Genomic DNA, 21346 nt, shown 5'->3' on the forward strand with positions numbered 1-21346 from the left:
TAGAACACGGGTCCGACACTCCGGATCCTCCGGGGGTCTGGTTCCGGTCATCCTCACGACGTACGTCCGAGAAGCCACGGAGCGGGGAAGTCCTCCTGTGTCCCCTTGCGCACGGGAAACCGCAATCCTACGGTGTGCCATAGGAATCGGACGGGAACGGGTTGCGAGGGAGCGAGCGATGAGCGGGGACACGCGGAAGACCGCGGAGGGGCTGGCCTATCTGTCCGGTTTCGGCAACGAGCACAGCTCGGAGGCCGTGGCCGGCGCGCTGCCCGAGGGCCGGAACTCGCCGCAGCGGGCGCCGCTGGGCCTGTACGCGGAGCAGCTGAGCGGCACGGCCTTCACCGAACCGAGGGCGCACAACCGGCGCTCCTGGCTGTACCGGATCCGTCCGTCGGCCGCGCACCCGGCGTTCACCCGCAGCGGCAACGGCGCGATCCGCACCGCGCCCTTCAACCAGGCCGTGCCCGACCCGAACCGGCTGCGGTGGAACCCGCTGCCCCACCCCGGGCCCGCCACGGACTTCGTCGCGGGGCTGTGGACGCTCGGCGGCAACGGCGACGCGACCCAGCGCACCGGCATGGCCGTGCACCTCTACCACGCGACGGCGTCCATGGAGCGCGTCTTCAGCGACGCGGACGGCGAGCTGCTGATCGTCCCGGAGCGCGGCGGACTGCTGCTGCGCACCGAGTTCGGGCTGCTGCACGCCGAGCCGGGCCATGTGGCGCTGATCCCGCGCGGGGTCCGCTTCCGCGTGGAGCTGCTGGACGAGGACGCCCGCGGCTACGTCTGCGAGAACTACGGCGCGCCGTTCCAGCTCCCCGAGTTGGGCCCGATCGGCGCCAACGGCCTGGCCAACGCCCGGGACTTCCGGGCGCCGGTCGCCGCCTACGAGGAGCACGACGGCCCGGTGGAGGTGGTCAACAAGTTCTGCGGCAACCTGTGGACCGCCGCCTACGACCACTCCCCGCTGGACGTCGTCGCCTGGCACGGCAACCACGTGCCGTACGTCTACGACCTGCGCCGCTTCAACGTCATCGGCACCATCTCGTACGACCACCCGGACCCGTCGATCTTCACGGTGCTCACCTCCCCGTCGGACACGCCGGGCCTGGCGGGCGTGGACTTCGTGGTCTTCGCGCCGCGCTGGCTGGTGGGCGAGGACACCTTCCGGCCGCCGTACTTCCACCGGAACGTGATGAGCGAGTACATGGGACTGATCGAGGGCGCCTACGACGCCAAGACGTCCGGTCCAGGGGGTTTCGTCCCCGGCGGCGGCTCGCTGCACAACATGATGTCCGCGCACGGCCCGGACCGGGAGACCTTCGACCGGGCGAGCGCCGCCGAGCTGAAGCCGCAGCGGATCGACGACGGGCTGGCGTTCATGTTCGAGACCCGGTGGCCGGTGACCCTCACCCCCCAGGCGTCCCGCGCCGAGCACCTGCAACCCCGCTACGACGACGTCTGGCAGGGCCTGGAGCGGCACTTCCGCCCCTTGCACTGAGGATTCCCTACCGGTACGGATGGCCCGTGACCTCCTTCGCCCCGGACTCCATCGTCCTGAACCGCAAGCTGCCGCTCTGGTACCAGGTGTCGCAGTCGCTGCGCGCCTCGATACTCGGCCGCTCGCCCCGGGACCCGCTGCGCCTGCCCACCGAGGAGCAGCTGGCCGGGCACTACGGGGTGAGCGTGCTGACCATGCGGCAGGCGCTCAAGGAGCTGGAGGACGAGGGGCTGATCACCCGCCACCGCCGGCGGGGCACGTTCATCGAGCCGCACGCCCGGCGGGGCGCCCCGGTGCGGCTGCTCGGCTCGGTGGACGCGATCGTGGCCCAGCAGTCCGGCATGAAGGCCGAGCTGCTGGACCACGGCACCGCCGCCGTGCCGGCCGAACTCGCCGAGTTCTTCCCGGAGCTGTCCGAGGTGGCGACGTACCACCGGCTGCGCTGCGACGAGAAGACGGGCGAACCCACCAACCACGCCCGCAACTACGTCCGTCCCGAACTGGCCGGGCGCATCGACGTGGACGACCTCGCGCGGTGGCCGATGACGAAGGTGCTGCGGGACGTGGTGGGCATGGACATCAGCCGGATCACGGACACCGTGGAGGCCCGGCTGGCGGACCCGGAGACGGCGCGGCTGCTCGAAGTCCCGCTGCTCAGCCCGATCCTGCACTACACGGGCATCACCTACGACACCGCGGGCCGGGTCCTCGACGTGGCCGTCATCCACTACCGGGGCGACCGCTTCTCCTTCACGGTCACCCTGGATGCCACGTGAGGCCGTGGCGCCCCGTCGTACGATGCCCGGCGTGACGCACGACGACGCCCCGCCGCTGGCGGACCTCATGCCGTGGTCCGTCGCACCGCCGCGGCTCGGCCGGGGGTGGCCGACGGCTCCCGACGCGGCCTCCCTCAAGGCCCGTTGGGACGCCCTGCTGAAGGCCGAGGGACCCGACCGGGCGGCCCTGTTCGAGCCGACCCGCTCCCGCACGCCGCACTCGGCGGTCGGACGGCTGCCGGGCGGCGCCGGGGGCACCGAGCGGCTGGCGCGCGCCGCGGGGCCCTGTCCCGAGCCGGTGCGGGTGCTGCGGGCGCCGTTCGACGAGCAGTGGCTGATCCCCGACCACCGGCTGATCGACGCGGCCCGTCCGGAGCTGTGGCGGGTGGCGGACGAGCGGCAGGTGTTCGTCGTGGAGGTGCCCGACGCCGCCGGCGGGCCGCTGCTCGTCGCGACCTCGCTGCTGCCGCTGTTCGGCCCGGCCCGCGTCCGCCCGCTGCACCGGCGCCCCGGCGGCGCGGAGCCCAACCTCGCCCCGGGCCTCCTGGACCACCTGGCCGCCCGCCTCGGCCTGCGCCCCGCTCCGCTGGACATGCTCGCCTGGTCGGTGGCGGCCGTGCGGCCCGGCGCGCTGGTCCCGCTCACCGCCGACCCCGCGCTGTGGGAACGCGGGGTCGCACTGGGCCGCCGCGCCCTGTGGCTGATGCGCCGCGACGGGGAGCGCCCCAAGCTGCCCGGCGGCCGCCGCCCGTACGTCCGCGCCCCGCTGCCCCCGCGCCCGCTGACCGTGCGCTACGACCGGGACGAGGAGGCCCTGTTCCTGGACGAGGGCCGCGTCTCCCCCGTGCCGCCCGGCGCCTGGGACTTCGAAGCGGGCGGGGCGCGGGTGCTGGAGCAGTGGTGCGCGGCCCGCACGGCCGAGGGCGAACCGGGCACGCTGACCGCGATCCGGCCGGCCGGCTGGCCGCAGACGTGGACGTCCGAGCTGCTGGAGCTGATCACGGTGCTGGCCCTGCTCGACGAGGTGCGGCGGGAGTGCCGGGAGTTGACGGTCACCGACGAGGTCACCGCGACCGAGTTGCGCGAGGCGGGCGTCCTGCCGGTGCCGGCGTCGGCCCGCCGGCCGGCCTCCGTCCTGGATCAGCGGGAGGAGGGGCCGGAGGGGCAGCTGGCGCTGCTGTGACCCCCCGGCCGAGTCGGGGCCCGCTCAGGCGAAGCCGTCCAGCACCCGGGTCAGCGCCCGCTCGAAGACCCCCTCCAGGTCAATCGGCCCCGCGTCCTCGGTGAAGGAGGCCGCCAGCCGCGGATAGGCACCGCTCGCGACCTGCCGGCCGAGGTAGGAGATGCGCGCCGCGTTCTCCTGCTCCGCGGACCAGGGCAGCGAGCGGGTGCGCTCCGCGGTGGCGATCTCGTTGCCGACGTACGTGGTCACCACGCCGTTCACCATCGCGACCAGCTCCATCTTGGTGCCGTAGGGCGCCTCGAAGGGGTCGAGGCAGGCCAGGCAGTGCTCCAGGTAGCGCAGGGCGTTGGGGCTGAAGCCGTAGACGGGGGACATCAGGCGGGGCAGCCAGGTGTGGCGGTGCATCAGGGCGCGGGTCTGGTGGGCCATCCGGATCATGTCCGCGCGCCAGTCGCCGCTCGGTTCCCACAGCTCGTGCTCGCCGCTGACCGCGTCCATCATCAGCTCGTACAGGTCCTCCTTGCGGGGAACGTAGTTGTAGAGCGACATGGTGCCGCAGCCCAGCTCACCGGCGACGCGGCGCATCGTCACCGCGTCCAGGCCCTCGGCGTCGGCGATCCGCACCGCCGCGGCGGCGATGTCGGCGCGGGAGTACGCCGGTTTCGGCCCCCGGCCGGTGCGCTCGGGGCGCGACCAGATCACTTCGGGTACGGCCGCTCGGCCCGCCATCGTGCATCACCTCGGCCACCATCCTAGTTACGTACAGCGTACGTAGTGCGCTATGGTCGACCCATGACTACTACGTACGCTGTACTTAGTGAAGGGCTGGAGAAGCGCTTCGGCACCGTGCGCGCGCTGCGCGGCCTGGACCTCGCGGTGGCCGAGGGCACGGTCTGCGGGCTGCTCGGACCGAACGGGGCGGGCAAGACCACGGCGGTGCGGCTGCTGACGACGCTGCTGCGGCCGGACGCGGGGTCGGCCCGGATCGCCGGGCACGACCTGGTGCGCGAGGCCGCCGCGGTCCGGCGCCGGATCGGGGTGACCGGGCAGTACGCGTCGGTGGACGGGGACCTCACCGGACGGCAGAACCTGCGGCTGTTCGCCCGGCTGCACCGGGTGCGGGACGCGGCGGCACGGGCCGACGACCTGCTCGACCGCTTCGGCCTGTCGGATGCCGCCGACCGGCCCGCGTCCACCCTGTCCGGCGGCATGCGGCGCCGCCTCGACCTGGCCGCGAGCCTCGTGCGCCGCCCCGACGTGCTGTTCCTTGACGAACCGACGACCGGGCTCGACCCGGCCAGCCGCAACCGCATCTGGGAGGCCGTGCGCGCCCTGAAGGCGGACGGCACCACCGTGCTGCTCACCACGCAGTATCTGGAGGAGGCCGACCGCCTGGCCGACGACATCGCGCTGGTGGACCGGGGCCGGGTGGCGCACACCGGTTCCCCGGCGGAGCTCAAGGCGCTGGTGGGGGCGTACGCGGAGGCGGTCGTCACGGACGCGGACGCCCTGGGGCGGGCGGCGGCGGTGCTGGACCGGCTGACCGGTGCCGAGCCGGTGCTGGACCACGAGCGGCGCACCGTCGGCGCGGTCAGCACCGATCCGACGCTGACCCTGCCCCGTCTGGTGCGCGAACTCGACGCGGCGGGCGTGCCCCTGGCGGACGCGAGCCTGCGGCCGCCGACCCTCGACGACGTCTTCCTCCGCCTGACCGACGGCGGCGACAGCAACGACGACAGCAGTGACGACAGCAAGGAGCTGGTGGCATGAGCACGGCGACGACGACGGGGCCGTCCGGCCCGGCGTACGACTCGGCGTACGGCCTGGCGCACGACGGGGCGGCCATGCTGGGCCGCCAGTTGCGGCGGGTCCGGAACAACCCGGGGCTGCTGATCCTCACCCAGACCATGCCGATCACGATGCTGTTGTTCTTCGGCTACGTCTTCGGCAGCGCGCTGGCGATGCCGGGCGAGGAGTACCGGGCCTTCCTGGTGCCGGGCCTGCTGGTCGCCACGGCGGCGAACGGCATCATGACCGGCATGTTCCAGGCCGCCCAGGACACCCACCGGGGCGTGACGGACCGCCTGCGGACGCTGCCGGTGAGCCGGGCCGCCGTGCCGCTCGGGCAGTCGGTCGCCGACGTGCTCGTCACGGCCGCCGGGACGGTGCCGCTGCTGCTCGTCGGGCTCGCGGTGGGCTGGCGGGTGGAGGGCGGCGCGCTCGGCGCGGCGGGCGCGGTGGGGCTGCTGCTGCTGTTCCGGTTCGCGACGACGTGGATCGGGATCTTCCTGGGGCTGCTCACCCGCAGCGAGGAGGCCGCCGGTCAGCTGGGCGGCGCGACCTTCATCCTTCCGCTGCTGTCCAACGCGTACATCCCGACCGACGGGCTGCCGGGCTGGCTGCGCACGGTCGCCGAGTGGAATCCGATCAGCGCGGTGACCACGGCGCTGCGCGACCTCTTCGGCAACGCGCCGGTACCGGAGGGGGCCGCCTGGCCGGTGACGCATCCCGTCGCCGGGTCGCTGGCCTGGTGCGCGGTGCTGCTCGCGGTGTTCGTCCCGCTCGCGGTGCGCAGGTACGCGCACGGGGGTCGCTGAACGAGCCGGGGCGCGTCACCGCCGGCGGGGAGACGGCGGGACGCGGAAGCGGGGAACGGGAACGCGCGAACGCGTACGGGTCGGACGTACGGAGCCGGAGGTACCGGGAACGCCCGCGCTCGGGAGCACACCGGGGCGCCGCTGCGCGCCGTGGGGATGACGGACGAGGGCCGCGGCGCCGCGCCGGGAGGTGTGGCCTCCGGAGCGCGGGCCTCAGTTGCCGCCGAACAGCGAGCGGCGCAGTCGGCGCAGTGGCGCGAACAGCGAGACCCGGCGCACCCGGGCGCCCCTGTTGCTGCGCTTGTGCGCGGGCTCACGCGCGGTCAGCTCACGCATCAGCGACGTCGCCTCCACGGTCTCCCGCGGCGGGAGGGCGGGCCCTCCGAGTACCGCGAGATGACGGTCGAGGCGCGAGCTGGTCGCGCTGCTCCCGCAGGTGATGGCAGGGACCCTTGCCCTGCTGCGCACTGTTATCTGTTCCATGTCACTCCCCACCCGTACGAGTCCACCCGGCCCGGGCAGGGTAACCCTATCGCCCCGGTACGGCATGCGTGTATCGCGGTCACAGGATTCACCTTCCCCGTAAGGGGGTTGACGACTACTCTCCGAATCCGACAGATTCCAGGGCGAGTTGGACGACCGGCGCACTCGTCGGCAGCTCCGACCCCCCGCCGGGTTCGACCGTCACCGCGAGTGACGACGCGGAGCGGCCGAGTCCGGAGGCGATCAGGGGCGTGTCGCCGTCGAAGAGCCCGAGGGAGCGCGGTGGGGCGCCGGGGCGCATCAGCCACAGTTGGCGCACGCGGTCGCCCGGCGGCTCGCCGTACCCGCTGAGGGTCACCACCGCGCGCCCCTCGGAGGCGGAGGCGACCACCGCGACACCGCGGCCGTGCCCGTCCGCACCACGCGCCGCACGGGCGTCCCGAGCGGTGAGAACGTGGGCGATCTCACGTGTCCGGTCGCGCGCGGTGTCCAGCTCGTCCTGGGTGTGCTGGGCCCGCACGGCGAAGAGCGCGGCGACCACGAGCGCCGCGGCGGCCGTCACCGTGGCGAACGGCACGAGCGGGGGGCGCGGCCGGGCGCCGCGGGAGCGCACGACCGCGGACCGGCCGCACCACGCCTGGGCCGTCCGCCGCAGGACGGGCCCGCCGCAGGGCGCGGGTTCCTGCGCGGTGGCGCGTACGGCGGCCAGGACCCGCTCGCGCAGGGCGTGCGGCGCCGGGACGGCCGTGGACCAGGCCAGCCGGACGGCGTCCTCGGACAGGGCCCGCACCTCGGCGGCGCAGCGGTCGCAGCCCCCGAGGTGCCGTTCGAAGCGGACCCGTTCGGCGCCCTCCAGCGCGTCCAGGCCGTAGGGGGCGGCGAGTGAGTGCGCAGCGCCGCGGCGGCGGCCCGGCAGCCGTCCGAAGGGGCTCACGCGGCGCCTCCCAGGCAGTCGCGCAGGCGGCCCAGTCCGTCCCGCATCCTGGTCTTGACCGTGCCCAGCGGGAGGCAGAGGCGCTCGGCCACCTCCCGGTAGGTGTAGCCGTCGTAGTAGGCGAGGGTGACCGACTGGCGCTGCAAGGCGGTCAGGCGGTCGAGACAGCGCCGCACCCACTCGCGTTCGAGCCCCGCCTCGACCTCCTCCGAGACCTGGTCGAAGGCGGGGTGGTGGGCGCGGCGGGCCTCGCGCCGGTCGCGCTCCCCGGCCGCGCGGGCGCTGCGCACCCGGTCGACGGCTCGGCGGTGGGCGACGGTGAGGACCCACGACAGGGCGCTGCCCCGGCGCGGGTCGAACCGCGCCGCGGAGCGCCAGAGTTCGAGCAGCACCTCCTGCGCCACCTCCTCCGCCTGGGCGGGGTCGCGCACCACGCGCAGCGCGAGTCCGAACACCGGCCCCGACACCAGCCCGTACAGCTCCTCGAAGGCCTGCTGGTCGCCGTCCGCCACCAGCACCAGCAGTTCGTCCGCCTCCACCCGGTCCCCCCTCTCCGCGGGCCGCGTCCGGCCCGTCGACGTCCCCGCCGGGCGCGCGCGACGGCACGCCCTCCGCAGGAATTACGGACGGGCGGCCCGAAAACGCCAGTCCCGGGGCCGGATCGGCGTCAGGGGGGGGCGGTATCCGCACCGGGCCGGGCCGCCTGGTGCGGGCAGACGGAGGGGGAGACCCCGGCGGGCGGGACCTCCCCCTCCTCTTCTCCTCTTCTCCTTCCGCTTCCGCGTCGGGTCAGGCGGCGCCGTTGAGGACCGGCAGGTAGCCGCCGGACTGACCGGCCGCGGTGGGGTGGTACGACTCGCCGATGTTCAGCCAGTTGACGCTGTGGAGCCAGGGACTGCCCGAGCACAGCTCGTGGCCGGTGAAGGTGGTGCGGACGTCGCCGAAGGTGAAGCCGTGGGCCGCGACGCGCTGGGCGATGACGGTGTTGAGGTGGTCGGAGGCCTTGTTGATCGCCGACCGCTTGGTCTCGGACAGGCCGAGGCAGGTGGTGCCGAGCTTGTAGATGCGCGGGTAGCCGATGACGACGACGTGGGCGTTCGGGGCCTTGTCGCCGATGGCCGAGTAGACGCCGTCGAGCTTGCCGGGCAGCGTCGAGTCGACGTACGCCTCCGCGGTGGCGATCCGCGCCAGGCAGGAGCTGTCGGACTGGAGCACACACGACGTCATGACGTCGGCGAACCCGGCGTCGTTGCCGCCGATGCTGATCGAGACGAGGCCGGTGCTGGAGCTGAGCGGGCCGAGTTGTCCAGCGAGAACATCACCCGTACGGGCGCCGGAACAGGCGGTGAAGTCGAACGTGGAGGGCGAGTGGGCGGCCGCCCACAGGTAGGGGTGGGACTTGGTGCTGCGCTTGCAGTCGCCGCTCGAGCTGATGTAGCTGCCCGCTCCGACCCCGGAGGAGTAGGAGTCGCCGAGGGCCACATAGCCGTCGGCTGCGGCGGGTTGGGCCGCCTGGGCGGTCGCGGCCCCGGTGAGGGCGGCGCCGGCGGCGAGGAGGAAAGAACTCAGGAAGCCGACAAGTCGGGAACGTCTCATGGAACCTCCCTTAGCAGGATTGCTGCTTCAACCGTGGTAGCGGCTACGCGCGTTGACTGGAAGTGCTCATGCCAAGAAATGGCTGACACTGATTCACATTCGAACGAAAGCAGGGCGCCGTCGGACGTGCCCGTGCCGTGCGGACGCCCGGGAAAGCGGGTGCACGCGGCGGCCGGGTGCCGGATCATGGCGGCATGTCCGTGAACCCGCACGAAGTCCTGCCGATCCGGCTCACCGTGGACGACAGCGACTCCCCGTCCGATGTCGTCGACGCGCTCTTCCTCGGCCGTTTCGCCACGGGTGAGCAGCCGTACTCGCACGCGGCGAACATCGACCGCGTACGGCCCGGTGCCACGCTGCTGCCGTCCGGCGCCCGCGTGTTGCGGATCGCCCGGGACGACGACCGCAGCGCCACGCTGGCGGAGGGCGACGGCTGGACGCTGCTGATCTCGCGCTGGAAGCGGGGCGCCGACGTCACGGTGACGGCGACCAGCGCCGACCTCGCCGACCAGGTGCTCAGCGAGGCGACGGACGGGGCGGCGGACGAGCCCGAACCGCAGCCGGAGAACGTGACGATGGGCTTCTGGTACGTCTCCCCGCGGCGCGGCCCGCACCGCACCACCCGCCAGATCGCCGCGGGCACCTGGGACGAGGTCCGGGCCAACTACACGGCGCCGGTCGCGGAGGCGATGGACGGCCTGATGAAGACGACGCCGGAGGACATCGCGGGCCGGCTGCTGCTCCTGCACGGGCCGCCGGGCACCGGCAAGACCTCGGCGCTGCGCACGCTGGCCCGTTCCTGGCGGGACTGGTGCCAGGTGGACTGCGTACTGGACCCGGAGCGGCTCTTCTCCGACGTCGGCTATCTGATGGACATCGCCATCGGCGAGGAGGACGCGGCGGGCAAGGGCCGCTGGCGGCTGCTGCTGCTGGAGGACTGCGACGAGCTGATCCGCGGCGAGGCCAAGCACACGGCGGGCCAGGCGCTCTCCCGCCTGCTGAACCTCACCGACGGCCTTCTCGGCCAGGGCCGCAACGTCCTGGTGGGCGTCACGACCAACGAGGACCTGGAACGGCTGCACCCCGCCGTCGTCCGCCCCGGCCGCTGCCTGGCCCGCATCGAGGTCGGCCCGCTGACCCGGCGGGAGTCGGTGGACTGGCTCGGCACCGAGGAAGGGGTCCCCCGCGAGGGCGCCACCCTGGCGGAGCTGTACGCCCTGCGCCGGGGCACCTCGCCCACGGCGCTGCCGGAACAGCGGGCGGGCACGGAGGCCGGGCTGTACCTGTAGCCCGCCGTCACCGTCTCGCCGTCACCGCCTCGGTGCTTTGATGAGGGTATGACCCTGTTCGTCGGCACGTCGGGCTGGCAGTACCGGGACTGGCGGGAGGCCCTCTATCCGCCCGGTCTGCCGGTCCGGCGCTGGCTGGAGCACTACGCGGCCGCCTTCGCGACGGTCGAGATCAACAACGCCTTCTACCGCCTGCCCACCCGGGAGACCTTCGCGGCGTGGCGCGAGCGGGTGCCGCCGGACTTCACGGTCGCGGTCAAGGCGAGCCGCTACCTGACGCACATCAAACGCCTGCGCGACCCGGCGGAACCGGTCGACCGCCTGATGACCCACGCGGCCGGCCTGGGCGACCGCCTCGGCCCGGTCCTGCTGCAACTGCCGCCGACCCTGCGCGCCGACCCGGACCTGCTGGACGCCTGCCTGGCCTGCTTCCCGCCCGGCACCCGGGTCGCGGTGGAACCCCGGCACGCGTCCTGGTGGACGCCCGAGGTCCGCGAGGTCCTCGTCTCGCGGCGCGCGGCCCTGTGCTGGGCGGACGTCCGCGCCCGCCCGGCCACCCCGCTCTGGCGCACCACGGACTGGGGCTACGTCCGCTTCCACGAGGGCCGGGCCACCCCCTGGCCGCACTACGGCCGCCGCTCCCTGGCCACGTGGATCGACCGCATCACCACGACCTGGCCGAACACCAGCGACGTCTACACCTACTTCAACAACGACCCGAACGCGGCAGCGGTGACCGACGCAAGGCTGTTCGCCACACTGGCCCGCGCTTCGAGACCGGCGGTCACCCGCACGCCCTGAAGGGGCGCGGGGAACTGCGCGACCAGCCACAACGCACCCGCAGCCGGCCAGCGGCCCGAACCCAAACGGCGCTCACCCCCCGTAGGCCGCCCGCAGAGCATCCCGCACAGCCCCCAGAGCCTCCCCCTCCGTCACACCCAGCCGCCGAGCCCGCTCGGCATACCCCTGGGCCGCCGCGGCCACCTCCCGCTCAGCCGCAGAGCCCGCGGCAGCGACAAACGTCCCGTTGCGCCCCCGCGTCTCGATCACCCCGTCCGCCTCCAGCGCCCGGTATGCCTTGGCGACCGTGTTCGCGGCGAGCCCCAGGGACTCGGCGAGCCCGCGCACGGTGGGCAGCCGGTAGCCGACCGGCAGCGCGCCCGACCGCGCCTGCTCGGAGATCTGCGCGCGCACCTGCTCGTAGGGCGGCGTGCCGTCGTCGATACGGATCTTCAAGGTCACCCGGTGATTGTCCCGTATCCCCGCGAAAATGAGAGGCACCCGGCCGTCCGGCCGCCGTAGCGTGCGCCCCCATGACCGTTCTTGTACGCGACCTGCGTTCCGACGACCCGGCCGACGTCGCGGCCTTCGCCCGGGTCCGCCATCGGGCCCTGCCGTTCATCCTGTGGGCGCCGGAGGCCGTCGTCCACCGGCTCGTCCACACCCACCCGGACGCCCGGAGCCGGTCCCTGGTCGCGGAGGAGGACGGGGAGGTGATCGGCACGGCCCAGATCGGGCTGGTGCACGACAGCCCGGAGCCCGGCCAGGGATTCCTGAACGTCTACGTCGACCCGGAGCGGCTCCGGCGCGGGGCCGGTGGCCTGCTGGTGCGCACGGCCGAGGAGTACCTGACCGGCGAGGGCGCGACGAAGCTGTACTCCTGGGTGCTGGACGACCCCGCCCACCTGGCCTTCGCCGAGCGGCACGGCTACGCGCGCAGGCGTGCCGCGTACTTCCTCCGGCTGGACCTGGCGAACGCGACGCTCCCGCCCCTGTGGTCCCCTCCCCCGGGTGTCGAGCTGCGCACCGCCGCCGACTACGCGGACGCCCCCCGGCCCCTGTTCGCCCTGGACGCGGAGACGGTCGCGGACGAACCGAGCGACGTCGACGTCGAGTTCACGGACTACGAGACCTGGCTCACCGAGACCTGGCGGCACCCGCTGCTCCACCGTGAGCTGACCACGGTCGTGGTCGTCGACGGCCGCCCGGCCGCCTTCAGCGTCGCCTACACCGACGGCACCCGGTACGCGACCGCGATGACGGGCACGGTCCGCGCGCACCGCGGCCGGGGCCTGGCCAAGCTCGCCAAGACCGACTCCCTGCACCGGGCCCGCGCGGCCGGGTACACCGAGGCGCTCACCGGCAACGACACGGACAACGGTCCGATGCTCGCCATCAACAAGTGGCTCGGGTACGAGATCTGCGCGACGGAGGTGCGCCATGTCCGCGAACTCGGCTGAGCCGGCGGCCGAGGTGAGCGTCGTCCTGGTCAAGACGGGCCGTACGAAGATCCGGTACGCGGCGACGCTGCTGCACGACGACGGCACCCGCCTCGCCGTCCGCGCCCCCTGGGCCGGTGCCGGCGTGCGCGACTTCGGCTTCGTCCGCTTCGAGGCCGGGGACGTCTTCACCGAGTACTACTGGCGCGACCGGTGGTACGCGGTGAAGGAGGTCCGGAGCGCGGCCGGTGTGCTGAAGGGCTGGTACTGCGACATCACCCGCCCCGCCGTCCTGACCGGCACGGAACTGGTCGTCGAGGACCTGGACCTGGACCTGTGGCGCTCCGCCGACGGCACGGACATACGGCGCCTGGACGAGGACGAGTTCGCCGAGAGCGGGCTGGCGGACCGGGCCCCCGGGGCCGCCGCCGCCGCGGTGGCCGCACTGGACGAACTGGAGCGGCTGGCCCGCGGGGACGGCTTCACCGGTCTGCTGAAGTAGCCCGCACCCGTCCGCCGCATGCCTCACCCGTAGGTCGCCACCACCGCGTACCGCTCGTCCGTCACCTCCCCGCCCCACAGCGAGGGGTCGTCCGACAGCCGCTCCACCCGCGCCTGTCCGGCCGGCGGGTCGAGCAGGGCGGTGAGCCGGTCGGCGGGTATGCCGACCGGGGCGACGCTCCCCCACACGCCCTCGACCAGGACCAGCCGCCCTCCAGGTCGCAGCAACTGCCGCCAGTGACGCAGGGCGCGGCCGGGATCGGGCAGCGTCCACAGGACGTGCCGGACCAGCACGGCGTCGAAGCGCTGCTCGCCCACGGGCGGTGCCGCGGCGTCACCGGTGAGGAACACCGCGTCACGACCGGCGAGTTTGGTCCTGGCCAGCTCCACCATGGCCGGGGAGAGGTCGACGCCGGTGACGCGGTGCCCCTGCTCGGCCGCGAGGAGTGACAGGCTGCCGGTGCCGCAGCCCAGGTCGAGGACGTCGCCGGGCCGCCGGGGCAGCCAGGAGGCGAGCCGGGCGGCCCAGGCCCGGCGTACGTCCGCGTCGCGCAGGCCGTGGTCCGGTTCGTCGTCGAAGGAGGCGGCCAGCGCGTCCCAGTCGGCACCCGGCGCGGTCGATGCGTCACTGTTCCCACTCATGCGCCCAGGGTGACACCCGGCACTGACAACGGAGTCCGGGCGCGGGAACGTGACAACCGCCACTGACAGGGATGCATCGATGAGTGAGTCTCGGGGAATGGGTCTACCTCCGTGAGAACGCGGAACCCGGTGGATCCGTAAGGAGGCAGCCATGCGCCGTCTGACCGTGCAGAAGCCCCTGAAGAAGTCCGACGCCCGCCGAGTCCGCGAGGAGATCGACGAGCACCCCTCGGGGCGCCCGGAGGTCCGCGAGGACATCGCGCGCACCTGGTGGCCGGAGAGCTGACCGGCAGGCCGGCGTGAGACGCCTCAGAGCAGCCGCTTGCGGTAGTGGACGCGGTCGTAGGGCCCGTCCACCCGGCGTTCCACGACCTCGTACCCGTACCTCGGGTAGATCTTCTGGTTCTCCCACATCATCGCGTTGGTGTAGAGCCTGACCTCGGGCAGGCCCAGCGCACGCGCGTGCGCGTCCACGAACCGCAGCAGTCGCCGCCCCACCCCCCTGCCGTGCGCGTCGGGGTGGACGGCGATGCTGTCGAGGAAGAGGTGGTCCGCGTGCGCCTCCAGGACGACGAGGCCCACGGGCCCCGCCCGGCCCGTGCCGGGCTCGTCGGTGACGAACACCCTCCCCGCCGCCACGTTCGCCGCGTGGTCGGCCTCCATGGGCTGCGGCACCACCCCGATGCGCTCGACGTAGGGGTGGTACGCGGCGTCGGTCACGGCCTTCACCGCCGGCACGTCCGAGGGGACCGCCTGCCGGATCTGCTCTCGTTCCATGCCGCGAACGGTAGCTACCTCAGCCCAGCCTGAGCACTCCCTTAACGCGACCATAAGGATCTCCGTCACCCGCCTCCAGCAGGCGGTTTCGCGGTCTCCTGGGGCTAGCTTGCTGATCAACCCCCACGGGTTCCGGCCCGAGTTCCGCATCCCCAGTGACCGTTTCGAGGAGTTCCCCATGCCCGCACCGTCCGCGTCCCGCAGGGTCGCAGCCGTCGCCGTCGCCGGTCTCGCCCCGCTCGCCCTGACCACGTTGGCCGCCGCCCCCGCCGCGGCGCACGGTTCGATGGGCGACCCGGTCAGCCGGGTGTCGCAGTGCCACGCGGAGGGGCCCGAGAACCCGAAGTCGGCGGCGTGCCGGGCGGCGGTCGCGGCGGGCGGCACGCGGGCGCTCTACGACTGGAACGGCATCCGCATCGGCAACGCCGGCGGCAGGCACCGGGAGTTGATCCCGGACGGCAAGCTGTGCAGCGCCAACGACCCGGCCTTCCAGGGCCTGGACCTGGCCCGCGCCGACTGGCCCGCGACCGGCGTGCGCGGCGGCTCGTACACCTTCAAGTACCGCGTGACGGCCCCGCACAAGGGGACCTTCAAGGTGTACATCACCAAGCCCGGCTACGACCCGTCGCAGCCGCTCGGCTGGGGCGACCTCGACCTGTCCGCACCGGTGGCGACCGCCACCGACCCGGTCGCCTCGGGCGGCTTCTACACGTTCTCCGGCACGCTGCCCGAGCGGTCCGGCAAGCACCTGCTGTACGCGGTGTGGCAGCGCTCGGACAGCCCGGAGGCGTTCTACTCCTGCTCGGACGTCACCTTCGGCGGCGACGGCGGCAGCGGCAGCGCCGGTGCGGCCACCGGTGACGACACCGGGTCCGGCGCCCCGGCCGGCGGCACCGCGCCCGCGCCAGAGGCCTCCGTGCCGTCCGAGGAGCAGCTGGCGGCCGCGGCCGACAAGTCGACGATCGAGCACCACGGCCACGGCGACCAGGACGCGAAGACCACCGCGGACCCGACCGACGCCCCGGACGGCGCCTCAGGCGCCTCCGAACCCCACCAGGTCAAGGCCGCCGGCGGGGGGACCGAGAACCTCGCCGAGACCGGCGGGGACAGCAGCACGCCGTACCTCGCCGTCGGCGGTGCCGCCGCCCTGGCGCTCGGCGCGGCCGTCCTGTTCGCGTCGGTCCGCCGACGCGCGACGCCCGGTGGCCGCCACGGCCACTGACCCGGAGCACGGGGGCGCGGGGGAACGCGGGGTCCGTCCGGCGGCTCAGGCAGGGCGGACCCCGCGTGCGCTTCCGGTGGCGACCGACGTCACCAGGTGGGCCGGATCGGCCCGCCCGGCGCCACCCGCAGCAGGCTGCCGGCCAGCGCACGCACCCCGTCCTCGCCGAGCACCTCGGCCCACGCGCCCACGGCCTCGGCGGCCGCCGCCTCCGCGGCCCGCGTGCAGGCCCACCCCGCCTCCGTCAGCACGACGAGCCGGGCGCGCGCGTCGGCGGGATGCGGCCTGCGCTCGGCGAACCCCTTGCGGACCAACTCGTCGACCAGCTGACTGGCGGCCTGCTTGGTCATCCCGAGATGCACGGCCAGGTCGGTGACCGTCGCACCGTCCGGGGCGAGCCGGACGAAGGCGAAACCGTGCGCGGGCCGCACCCCCTCGAAGCCGCGGGCGACGACACCCTCGTGGATGCGCTGCGTGAGTCCGCCGGCCGCGGCGAGCAGGGCGGCGGTGAGGGCCATGGCGTCGGAGTTCTGCACGGGGGCATTGAAACACCCTTGACACATTGGTCAAGCAGCTTGACCATAAGCAGTGATAGTCAAGCTGCTTGACCATACGATCAGAGTCATGTGATCAGAGGAGAGCCCCGTCATGCCCGTCATCCGCTCGTCCGAAGGCGTCACCCACGAGATCCACGGCGCCCGTTTCGTCTCGTACGCCCATCCCCGCGCCGGCAGCGAGCAGTTGTGCGCCTGGCGGGGCGAGATCCCGGCGGGGACGAAGGCGCCCGCGCACACCGTCGACCGGGAGGAGATCTTCCATCTGCTCACCGGCGAGCTGCTGATCACCCTCGACGGCCGTGCCGAGCGCGTCACCGCGGGCGACACGGTGATCATCAACCCCGGGGCGACCCTCGCCGTCGAGAACCCCACCGACCGGACCGCGACCTCCTGGGTCACCACCTCCGTCGGCCTGACGGCGGAGCTGGCCGACGGCACCCGCCTCACTCCCCCGTGGGCCAACTGACCCACGGGGGCCTCACGCCGCCAGCGACCCCGGCATCACCGCCCTCGGCCCGAACTTCGCCCGCGCGCGGTCCGCGACCTCCTCGATCCGGCGGACCTTCTCGTCCACGGGGTCGAAGGTGAGCTGGTGGGAGGCCTGTTCGGCGGGCGTGAGCCCCTCGGCGCGCAGGGCGATCGTACGGACCCGGGCGCGCTGGAGCCCGAGCGCCTCGTACAGGTCGTACGCGGTCCGGGTCAGCGCCGCCGAGTGCGCGGTCGGCTCCTTCAGGGCGCGGCTGCGGGTGGTGGCCGACCGGTCGGCGTAGCGGACGGTGAGGGTGAGGGTGCGGCAGACCTTGTCCACGGCGCGCAGCCGGGCGCCCAGTTCCTCGGCGGCCGAGAGCAGGGCGCGGCGGTGCCGGTCGGGGTCGAGTTCGTCGCGGTCGAAGGGGCGGTCGGCGGCCAGGGACCGGGAGACGCCGTTGGGGACGACCCGGCCGCGGTCGACGCCGTTCGCCTTCTCGTGCAGCTCGCGGCCGGTCTTCGCGCCGACCAGGCGCTGGAGCGTGGACAGCGGCGCGGCGGCGACCCGGCCGAGGGTGTCGAGGCCGTACTCGCACAGCGTGCGGGCGGTCGCGGTGCCGACGCCGGGCAGCGCGGCGACGGGCTTGCCGGCGAGGAAGTCCCGCTCCTGGCCGCCGGGTACCGCGCGGGTCAGCCCCGGCCGGGCGTCGCGCAGCGCCATGCGGGCCAGCATCGGGCCGGGTCCGGCGCCGATCACGCAGTCCACGCCGTACAGCGCGAGGGCGCGGACCCGGATCACCGAGGCCAGTTCCACGGCGTCGCGCCCGAAGTACCGCTCGGCGCCGCGCAGGTCGGCCAGCGCGCCGTCGGGCGGCAGCGCCTCGACGACCGGCGTGAACTCCTCCAACAGCCCGAGGAGCTGGGGCAGGGCCGCCTCGTACATCGGCGGCAGTTGGAAACGTACGCACAGAATGGTCATCCCGCACTCCCCGGACTCTGGTGCCACAACTTCCTTCCCACCGCGGGCCCTTCACCCGCGGGGCGCAGATCGGCCCAGGGGTGCATCTCGTACCCGGTGGACATGCGGATCTTCCGCTGCTCCATCGGGTCCCGGGCCGCGGAGCCGGCCGGCGCGGGCCGCCCGTCCGAACCGGCGAGGCGGCGGCGCGCCGGACCGCCCTCGGGGTCGTCGCCCTCCCGGCTTCCGCCCGCTCCCGCCAGCCGGGCGGCGACGCCCTCCAGGCCCTCCTCGCGGCGCACCTCCAGCAGGTCGGCGAGGTTCCAGGCGGCGGAGCCGACGACGCTGAGGCTGCGCGGGCCGCGCCGCTGCACCACCCCGCGCACCAGCAGCAGCCAGGAGTGGAAGACGGTGTGCGCGCAGGCGTCGTGGGAGTCGTCGAAGAAGGCGAGGTCGACCAGGCCGGAGCCGTCGTCGAGGGTGGAGAAGATGACCCGGCGACCGGAGCGGATCGGCGGGGTCTGGGTGGCCGCCTTGGCGCCCGCGACCAGCACCGTCTCCCCGTGCCGTGCCTCGCGCAGCCGCTTGGCCGACACCACGCCCAGCTCGCGCAGGAAGGTGCGGTGGTCGTCCATCAGGTTGCGCGAGGCGTCCATGGAGAGCACACCGAGTTCGGCGCTGAGCTTCTCCTCGGAGGTGAGGTCGGGCAGCCCGGCGGAGGCGGTCTTGCGGCCGCCGGCCAGGGGGAGCTGGTCGCCGCGTCCGCCCCGGGCGCCGCGGTGCAGTTCGGTCAGGTGCAGTTGGAGGTCGCGGCGGTTGGCGCCGAACGCGTCCAGCGCGCCGACCTGGGCGAGCCGTCCGGCCAGCGGCCTGCTGGGGCGGGCCCGTTCCCAGAAGTCGAGCAGGGAGGCGTAGGGCTGCCCCGCGGCGATCCGCTGCGCCTCGGCCTCGCTGATGCCGTGCACGTCGGAGAGGGCGAGGCGCAGGCCCCACTTCCCCACCCCCCGCGATTCAGACACCAGTTCGATCCTGTGTGCGACCCCCGACGTGTTGACGTCCAGCGGCAGGATCGGCACCCCGCGCCGCCGCGCGTCCGCCAGCAGCAGCCGCTTCGGGTACATGCCGGGGTCGTGGGTGAGCAACCCCGCGTAGAACGCGGCCGGGTGATGGGCCTTCAGCCACGCCGACTGGTAGGTCGGCACGGCGAAGGCGACGGCGTGCGCCTTGCAGAAGCCGTAGCTGCCGAACGCCTCGACGATCTCCCAGGTCCGCTGAATCGTTTCCGCGTCGTAGCCGTTCGCCGCCGCGTGCTGGGCGAACCACACCTTGATCCGCCCCTGCGACTCCGGGTCGGAGAGGCCGCGCCGCACCCGGTCCGCCTCGCCGCGTCCGCAGCCGGTCATGAGGGCGACGATGTCGATGATCTGCTCGTGGAAGACGACGACCCCGTACGTCCCCTCCAGCGGCCCCGCCAGGTCCTCGTGCGGATAACGCACCGGCGCCCGCCCGTGCCGGGCCTCGATGAACGGCCGCACCATGTCGGCGGCGACCGGTCCCGGCCGGAAGAGCGAGATGTCGACCACGAGGTCGTGGAAGGTCGACGGCTGGAGCCTGCCCACCAGGTCCCGCTGGCCCGGCGACTCGATCTGGAAGCAGCCCAGCGTCTCGGCGGACTGGATCATCCGGTACGTCGCCGGGTCGCCCTCCGGTACGGCGTCCAGGTCGACCTCGGTGCCCGTGGCCCGCTTCACCTCGGCGACCGCGTGCGCCATCGCCGACTGCATCCTGACGCCGAGCACGTCCAGCTTGAGCAGCCCGAGGTCCTCCACGTCGTCCTTGTCGAACTGCGCCATCGGGAAGCCCTCGCCGCTGGTCGGCATGACCGGCGTACGGGAGAGCAGGGAGGCGTCGGACAGCAGGACGCCGCAGGGGTGCATGGCGACACCGCGCGGGAGGGCGTCGAGGCCCTCCACCAGCTCCCACAGCTTCCCGTACCTCTCCTTCTCCCCCGCCAGCTCCTTCAGTTCGGGCAGCTCCTCCAGCGCCGCGCGGGCGTCGCGGGCGCGGATGTGCGGGAAGGACTTGGCGACGCGGTCGATCTCGGCCGGGTCCATGGACAGGGCGGCGCCCACGTCGCGGATGGCGTGCCGCACCCGGTAGGTCTCCGGCATGGCGACCGTGGCGACCCGCTCGGTGCCGAACCGGCCGATGATCGCGCGGTAGACCTCCAGGCGGCGCGCGGACTCCACGTCGATGTCGATGTCGGGCAGCACGACCCGTTCCTTGGACAGGAACCGCTCCATCAGCAGCCCGTGCTCGACCGGGTCGGCGTGGGCGATGCCGAGCAGGTGGTTGACGAGCGAGCCCGCGCCGGAGCCGCGCGCGGCGACCCGGATGCCCATGTGCCGTACGTCGTCCACGACCTGGGCGACGGTGAGGAAGTACGAGGCGAAGCCGTGGTGGGCGATGATGTCCAGCTCGTGGTGCATCCGCTCCCAGTACACGCGGTGGTCCGGCCGCCGGTCGTAGCCGCGCCGCACCATGCCCGCCGCCACCCGGGAGGCGAGCGCTCGCTGGGCGGTGCGGCGGCCGGCGCCCACGAGGTGCGGCTCGGGGAAGTGGACGGCGCCCATGCCGAGGTCGTCCTCGGGGTCGACCAGGCACTCGGCGGCCGTGGCCCGGGTCTGCTCCAGCAGGCGGTGCGCGGTGTCGCGCCGGAAGCCCGCGGACTCGACGATCCGCTCGGCGGCGTGCCGCATGGCCCCGGCGTCCTTGAGCCAGGCCTCGCCGGAGTCCAGTTCCCTGGTGGCGCCGATCGGGACCAGCCGGCGGGCGGCGTCCAGGACGTCGGCGACCTCGCCCTGGCCGGGGTCGGCGTAGCGGACGGCGTTCGAGAGCACCGGCCTCACGCCCTGCTCGGCGGCGAAGCCGACGGTGCGGGAGGCCAGCCGCAGGGAGCCGGGGCCGGTGCCCTCGCGGCCGTGCCAGACGGCCTCCAGGCGCAGGGCGTCGCCGTAGACCTCCCGCCAGGGGGCGAGGAGCCGCGCCGCGCGGTCGGGGCGCCCGGCGGCGAGGGCGCGGCCGACCTCGGAGTCGGGGCCGAGCAGGACGGTCAGGCCGTCGGCGTGGTTGTCGGGCCAGGACAGCAGCGGGGTGCCCTCGGCCGTGTGGGCGGCGGAGACCAGGCGGCACAGGTCGGCCCAGCCGCGGGCGCCGTCGCGGGCGAGGAAGGTGACCCGGGGGGCCGACTCGTCGACGAAGGCGCCGCCGCGCACCGGGGCGCGGCGCCGGTCCCGGCGTACGGAGGTGTCCGTGCGGTCGGCTTCGGGCTCGGGGGCCGCCACCGCCAGCTCCGCGCCGAACAGGGGGCGGACGCCCGCCTTCGCGCAGGCCTTGGCGAAGCGGACCGTGCCCGCGAGGGTGTCGCGGTCGGTGAGGGCGAGGGCGTCCAGGCCCCGCTCGGCGGCGCGCTCGGCCAGCCGCTCCGGGTGGGAGGCGCCGTAGCGGGCGGAGAACCCGGAGACGGTGTGCAGATGCGTGAAACCCGGCACACGCACCTCCCGACTCATGGACCCGACGCATGACCGAACGCCATTATCGAACGTCTGTTCCCAGCTACCTCACCCACCATACCTCCATC

The 21346-nt window shown here is 73.9% G+C and carries 22 protein-coding genes and 1 pseudogene; 12 read left to right on the plus strand and 11 right to left on the minus strand.

The genetic code is table 11. From position 1 onward, the window contains the following. Nucleotides 1-178 precede the first annotated feature (178 nt). Genes hmgA through ACIRGB_RS33825 form a run of 3 tightly spaced genes read left to right on the plus strand, consistent with a single transcriptional unit; the run spans nt 179 to nt 3463 of the window. Nucleotides 179-1504 carry a homogentisate 1,2-dioxygenase gene (gene hmgA, locus ACIRGB_RS33815; RefSeq protein WP_403872959.1) on the plus strand — a complete coding sequence of 442 codons (1326 nt, stop codon included), beginning with the start codon at nt 179-181 and terminating at the stop codon, nt 1502-1504. Between the two features lie 26 nt (nt 1505-1530). Further along, nucleotides 1531-2280 carry a GntR family transcriptional regulator gene (locus ACIRGB_RS33820; protein ID WP_403872961.1) on the plus strand — a complete coding sequence of 250 codons (750 nt, stop codon included), beginning with the start codon at nt 1531-1533 and terminating at the stop codon, nt 2278-2280. Nucleotides 2281-2302: 22 nt separating this feature from the next. After that, complete coding sequence (locus tag ACIRGB_RS33825; RefSeq protein WP_403872963.1) at nt 2303-3463, plus strand: type ISP restriction/modification enzyme; 1161 nt, start codon at nt 2303-2305, stop codon at nt 3461-3463. Between the two features lie 24 nt (nt 3464-3487). On the opposite strand, the gene ACIRGB_RS33830 is transcribed toward ACIRGB_RS33825, so the two are convergent. Next, a complete protein-coding gene (locus tag ACIRGB_RS33830) occupies nt 3488-4192 on the minus strand; it encodes a TetR/AcrR family transcriptional regulator C-terminal domain-containing protein (RefSeq protein ID WP_403872965.1) in 705 nt (234 codons plus the stop codon). Nucleotides 4193-4255: 63 nt separating this feature from the next. Between ACIRGB_RS33830 and ACIRGB_RS33835 the strand changes: the two genes are divergently transcribed. Both ACIRGB_RS33835 and ACIRGB_RS33840 read left to right on the plus strand, forming a co-directional pair. Beyond that, nucleotides 4256-5233: an ATP-binding cassette domain-containing protein gene (locus ACIRGB_RS33835; RefSeq protein ID WP_403872967.1), complete on the plus strand. Its 978-nt coding sequence runs from the start codon at nt 4256-4258 to the stop codon at nt 5231-5233. Continuing rightward, complete coding sequence (locus ACIRGB_RS33840; RefSeq protein WP_403872969.1) at nt 5230-6060, plus strand: ABC transporter permease; 831 nt, start codon at nt 5230-5232, stop codon at nt 6058-6060. Before ACIRGB_RS33835 ends, ACIRGB_RS33840 begins: the two co-directional genes overlap by 4 nt. A gap of 213 nt (nt 6061-6273) precedes the next feature. Here the strand turns inward: ACIRGB_RS33840 and ACIRGB_RS33845 are convergent, their stop codons facing one another. From ACIRGB_RS33845 to ACIRGB_RS33860, 4 genes and pseudogenes are all read right to left on the minus strand, one after another. Next, complete coding sequence (locus ACIRGB_RS33845; protein ID WP_003977105.1) at nt 6274-6543, minus strand: hypothetical protein; 270 nt, start codon at nt 6541-6543, stop codon at nt 6274-6276. Between the two features lie 115 nt (nt 6544-6658). Then, the gene (locus tag ACIRGB_RS33850) at nt 6659-7477 is read right to left on the minus strand and encodes an anti-sigma factor domain-containing protein (protein WP_403872971.1); all 819 of its coding nucleotides are present in this window, start codon (nt 7475-7477) and stop codon (nt 6659-6661) included. Next, a pseudogene (locus ACIRGB_RS33855) lies at nt 7474-8025 on the minus strand (sigma-70 family RNA polymerase sigma factor); the annotation flags it as partial. The gene ACIRGB_RS33850 and the pseudogene ACIRGB_RS33855, both read right to left, overlap by 4 nt. A gap of 241 nt (nt 8026-8266) precedes the next feature. Then, nucleotides 8267-9073, minus strand: a complete 807-nt coding sequence (locus ACIRGB_RS33860; protein WP_403872973.1) for an SGNH family lipase — start codon at nt 9071-9073, stop codon at nt 8267-8269. 194 nt (nt 9074-9267) lie between these two features. Between ACIRGB_RS33860 and ACIRGB_RS33865 the strand changes: the two genes are divergently transcribed. Beyond that, nucleotides 9268-10362 carry a DUF5925 domain-containing protein gene (locus tag ACIRGB_RS33865; protein WP_403872975.1) on the plus strand — a complete coding sequence of 365 codons (1095 nt, stop codon included), beginning with the start codon at nt 9268-9270 and terminating at the stop codon, nt 10360-10362. Nucleotides 10363-10410: 48 nt separating this feature from the next. Then, nucleotides 10411-11163 carry a DUF72 domain-containing protein gene (locus tag ACIRGB_RS33870; protein WP_403872977.1) on the plus strand — a complete coding sequence of 251 codons (753 nt, stop codon included), beginning with the start codon at nt 10411-10413 and terminating at the stop codon, nt 11161-11163. Between the two features lie 72 nt (nt 11164-11235). On the opposite strand, the gene ACIRGB_RS33875 is transcribed toward ACIRGB_RS33870, so the two are convergent. Beyond that, on the minus strand, nt 11236-11604 hold the full coding sequence (locus ACIRGB_RS33875) for a GntR family transcriptional regulator (RefSeq protein WP_403872978.1): 369 nt from the start codon (nt 11602-11604) through the stop codon (nt 11236-11238). A 71-nt stretch (nt 11605-11675) separates the two neighbouring features. Here ACIRGB_RS33875 and ACIRGB_RS33880 point away from each other — a divergent pair, with 71 nt between their 5' ends. Both ACIRGB_RS33880 and ACIRGB_RS33885 read left to right on the plus strand, forming a co-directional pair. After that, nucleotides 11676-12602: a GNAT family N-acetyltransferase gene (locus ACIRGB_RS33880; RefSeq protein WP_403872980.1), complete on the plus strand. Its 927-nt coding sequence runs from the start codon at nt 11676-11678 to the stop codon at nt 12600-12602. Beyond that, the gene (locus tag ACIRGB_RS33885; RefSeq protein WP_403872982.1) at nt 12583-13083 is read left to right on the plus strand and encodes a DUF402 domain-containing protein; all 501 of its coding nucleotides are present in this window, start codon (nt 12583-12585) and stop codon (nt 13081-13083) included. The genes ACIRGB_RS33880 and ACIRGB_RS33885 overlap by 20 nt, the downstream gene beginning before the upstream one ends. A gap of 23 nt (nt 13084-13106) precedes the next feature. Here the strand turns inward: ACIRGB_RS33885 and ACIRGB_RS33890 are convergent, their stop codons facing one another. Then, complete coding sequence (locus ACIRGB_RS33890) at nt 13107-13724, minus strand: class I SAM-dependent methyltransferase (protein WP_403872984.1); 618 nt, start codon at nt 13722-13724, stop codon at nt 13107-13109. 151 nt (nt 13725-13875) lie between these two features. Between ACIRGB_RS33890 and ACIRGB_RS33895 the strand changes: the two genes are divergently transcribed. After that, nucleotides 13876-14010, plus strand: coding sequence for a hypothetical protein (locus tag ACIRGB_RS33895; RefSeq protein WP_403872986.1), 135 nt, complete (start codon nt 13876-13878; stop codon nt 14008-14010). Between the two features lie 23 nt (nt 14011-14033). Here the strand turns inward: ACIRGB_RS33895 and ACIRGB_RS33900 are convergent, their stop codons facing one another. Continuing rightward, nucleotides 14034-14501: a GNAT family N-acetyltransferase gene (locus ACIRGB_RS33900; protein WP_403872988.1), complete on the minus strand. Its 468-nt coding sequence runs from the start codon at nt 14499-14501 to the stop codon at nt 14034-14036. Between the two features lie 178 nt (nt 14502-14679). Between ACIRGB_RS33900 and ACIRGB_RS33905 the strand changes: the two genes are divergently transcribed. Next, nucleotides 14680-15723 (plus strand): lytic polysaccharide monooxygenase, encoded by a 1044-nt coding sequence (locus tag ACIRGB_RS33905; RefSeq protein ID WP_403872990.1) that lies wholly within the window; start codon nt 14680-14682, stop codon nt 15721-15723. Nucleotides 15724-15812: 89 nt separating this feature from the next. Here the strand turns inward: ACIRGB_RS33905 and ACIRGB_RS33910 are convergent, their stop codons facing one another. Then, a complete protein-coding gene (locus ACIRGB_RS33910; RefSeq protein WP_403872992.1) occupies nt 15813-16259 on the minus strand; it encodes a MarR family winged helix-turn-helix transcriptional regulator in 447 nt (148 codons plus the stop codon). Between the two features lie 112 nt (nt 16260-16371). On the opposite strand from ACIRGB_RS33910, the gene ACIRGB_RS33915 reads away from it, so the two are divergent. Continuing rightward, nucleotides 16372-16746 (plus strand): cupin domain-containing protein, encoded by a 375-nt coding sequence (locus ACIRGB_RS33915; protein ID WP_403872994.1) that lies wholly within the window; start codon nt 16372-16374, stop codon nt 16744-16746. 12 nt (nt 16747-16758) lie between these two features. Here the strand turns inward: ACIRGB_RS33915 and ACIRGB_RS33920 are convergent, their stop codons facing one another. Both ACIRGB_RS33920 and ACIRGB_RS33925 read right to left on the minus strand, forming a co-directional pair. After that, nucleotides 16759-17727, minus strand: a complete 969-nt coding sequence (locus ACIRGB_RS33920; protein WP_403872995.1) for a DNA polymerase thumb domain-containing protein — start codon at nt 17725-17727, stop codon at nt 16759-16761. Further along, entirely contained in the window at nt 17724-21257 is a 3534-nt protein-coding gene (locus ACIRGB_RS33925) for a DNA polymerase III subunit alpha (RefSeq protein WP_403872997.1), read from the minus strand. Before ACIRGB_RS33925 ends, ACIRGB_RS33920 begins: the two co-directional genes overlap by 4 nt. Nucleotides 21258-21346: the final 89 nt, after the last annotated feature.

This window comes from Streptomyces sp. NPDC102490, from assembly GCF_044765285.1.
GTDB lineage: Bacteria > Actinomycetota > Actinomycetes > Streptomycetales > Streptomycetaceae > Streptomyces.

Coding starts and splice junctions, on each gene's coding strand:
- ACIRGB_RS33840 (WP_403872969.1), top strand. CDS start 5,230: ATGAGCACGGCGACGACGACGGGGCCGTCCGGCCCGGCGTACGACTCG.
- ACIRGB_RS33920 (WP_403872995.1), bottom strand. CDS start 17,727: ATGACCATTCTGTGCGTACGTTTCCAACTGCCGCCGATGTACGAGGCG.
- ACIRGB_RS33860 (WP_403872973.1), bottom strand. CDS start 9,073: ATGAGACGTTCCCGACTTGTCGGCTTCCTGAGTTCTTTCCTCCTCGCC.
- ACIRGB_RS33905 (WP_403872990.1), top strand. CDS start 14,680: ATGCCCGCACCGTCCGCGTCCCGCAGGGTCGCAGCCGTCGCCGTCGCC.
- ACIRGB_RS33845 (WP_003977105.1), bottom strand. CDS start 6,543: ATGGAACAGATAACAGTGCGCAGCAGGGCAAGGGTCCCTGCCATCACC.
- ACIRGB_RS33900 (WP_403872988.1), bottom strand. CDS start 14,501: ATGGAACGAGAGCAGATCCGGCAGGCGGTCCCCTCGGACGTGCCGGCG.
- ACIRGB_RS33870 (WP_403872977.1), top strand. CDS start 10,411: ATGACCCTGTTCGTCGGCACGTCGGGCTGGCAGTACCGGGACTGGCGG.
- ACIRGB_RS33895 (WP_403872986.1), top strand. CDS start 13,876: ATGCGCCGTCTGACCGTGCAGAAGCCCCTGAAGAAGTCCGACGCCCGC.
- ACIRGB_RS33830 (WP_403872965.1), bottom strand. CDS start 4,192: ATGGCGGGCCGAGCGGCCGTACCCGAAGTGATCTGGTCGCGCCCCGAG.
- ACIRGB_RS33835 (WP_403872967.1), top strand. CDS start 4,256: ATGACTACTACGTACGCTGTACTTAGTGAAGGGCTGGAGAAGCGCTTC.
- ACIRGB_RS33880 (WP_403872980.1), top strand. CDS start 11,676: ATGACCGTTCTTGTACGCGACCTGCGTTCCGACGACCCGGCCGACGTC.
- hmgA (WP_403872959.1), top strand. CDS start 179: ATGAGCGGGGACACGCGGAAGACCGCGGAGGGGCTGGCCTATCTGTCC.
- ACIRGB_RS33890 (WP_403872984.1), bottom strand. CDS start 13,724: ATGAGTGGGAACAGTGACGCATCGACCGCGCCGGGTGCCGACTGGGAC.
- ACIRGB_RS33915 (WP_403872994.1), top strand. CDS start 16,372: ATGCCCGTCATCCGCTCGTCCGAAGGCGTCACCCACGAGATCCACGGC.
- ACIRGB_RS33865 (WP_403872975.1), top strand. CDS start 9,268: ATGTCCGTGAACCCGCACGAAGTCCTGCCGATCCGGCTCACCGTGGAC.
- ACIRGB_RS33885 (WP_403872982.1), top strand. CDS start 12,583: ATGTCCGCGAACTCGGCTGAGCCGGCGGCCGAGGTGAGCGTCGTCCTG.
- ACIRGB_RS33825 (WP_403872963.1), top strand. CDS start 2,303: ATGCCCGGCGTGACGCACGACGACGCCCCGCCGCTGGCGGACCTCATG.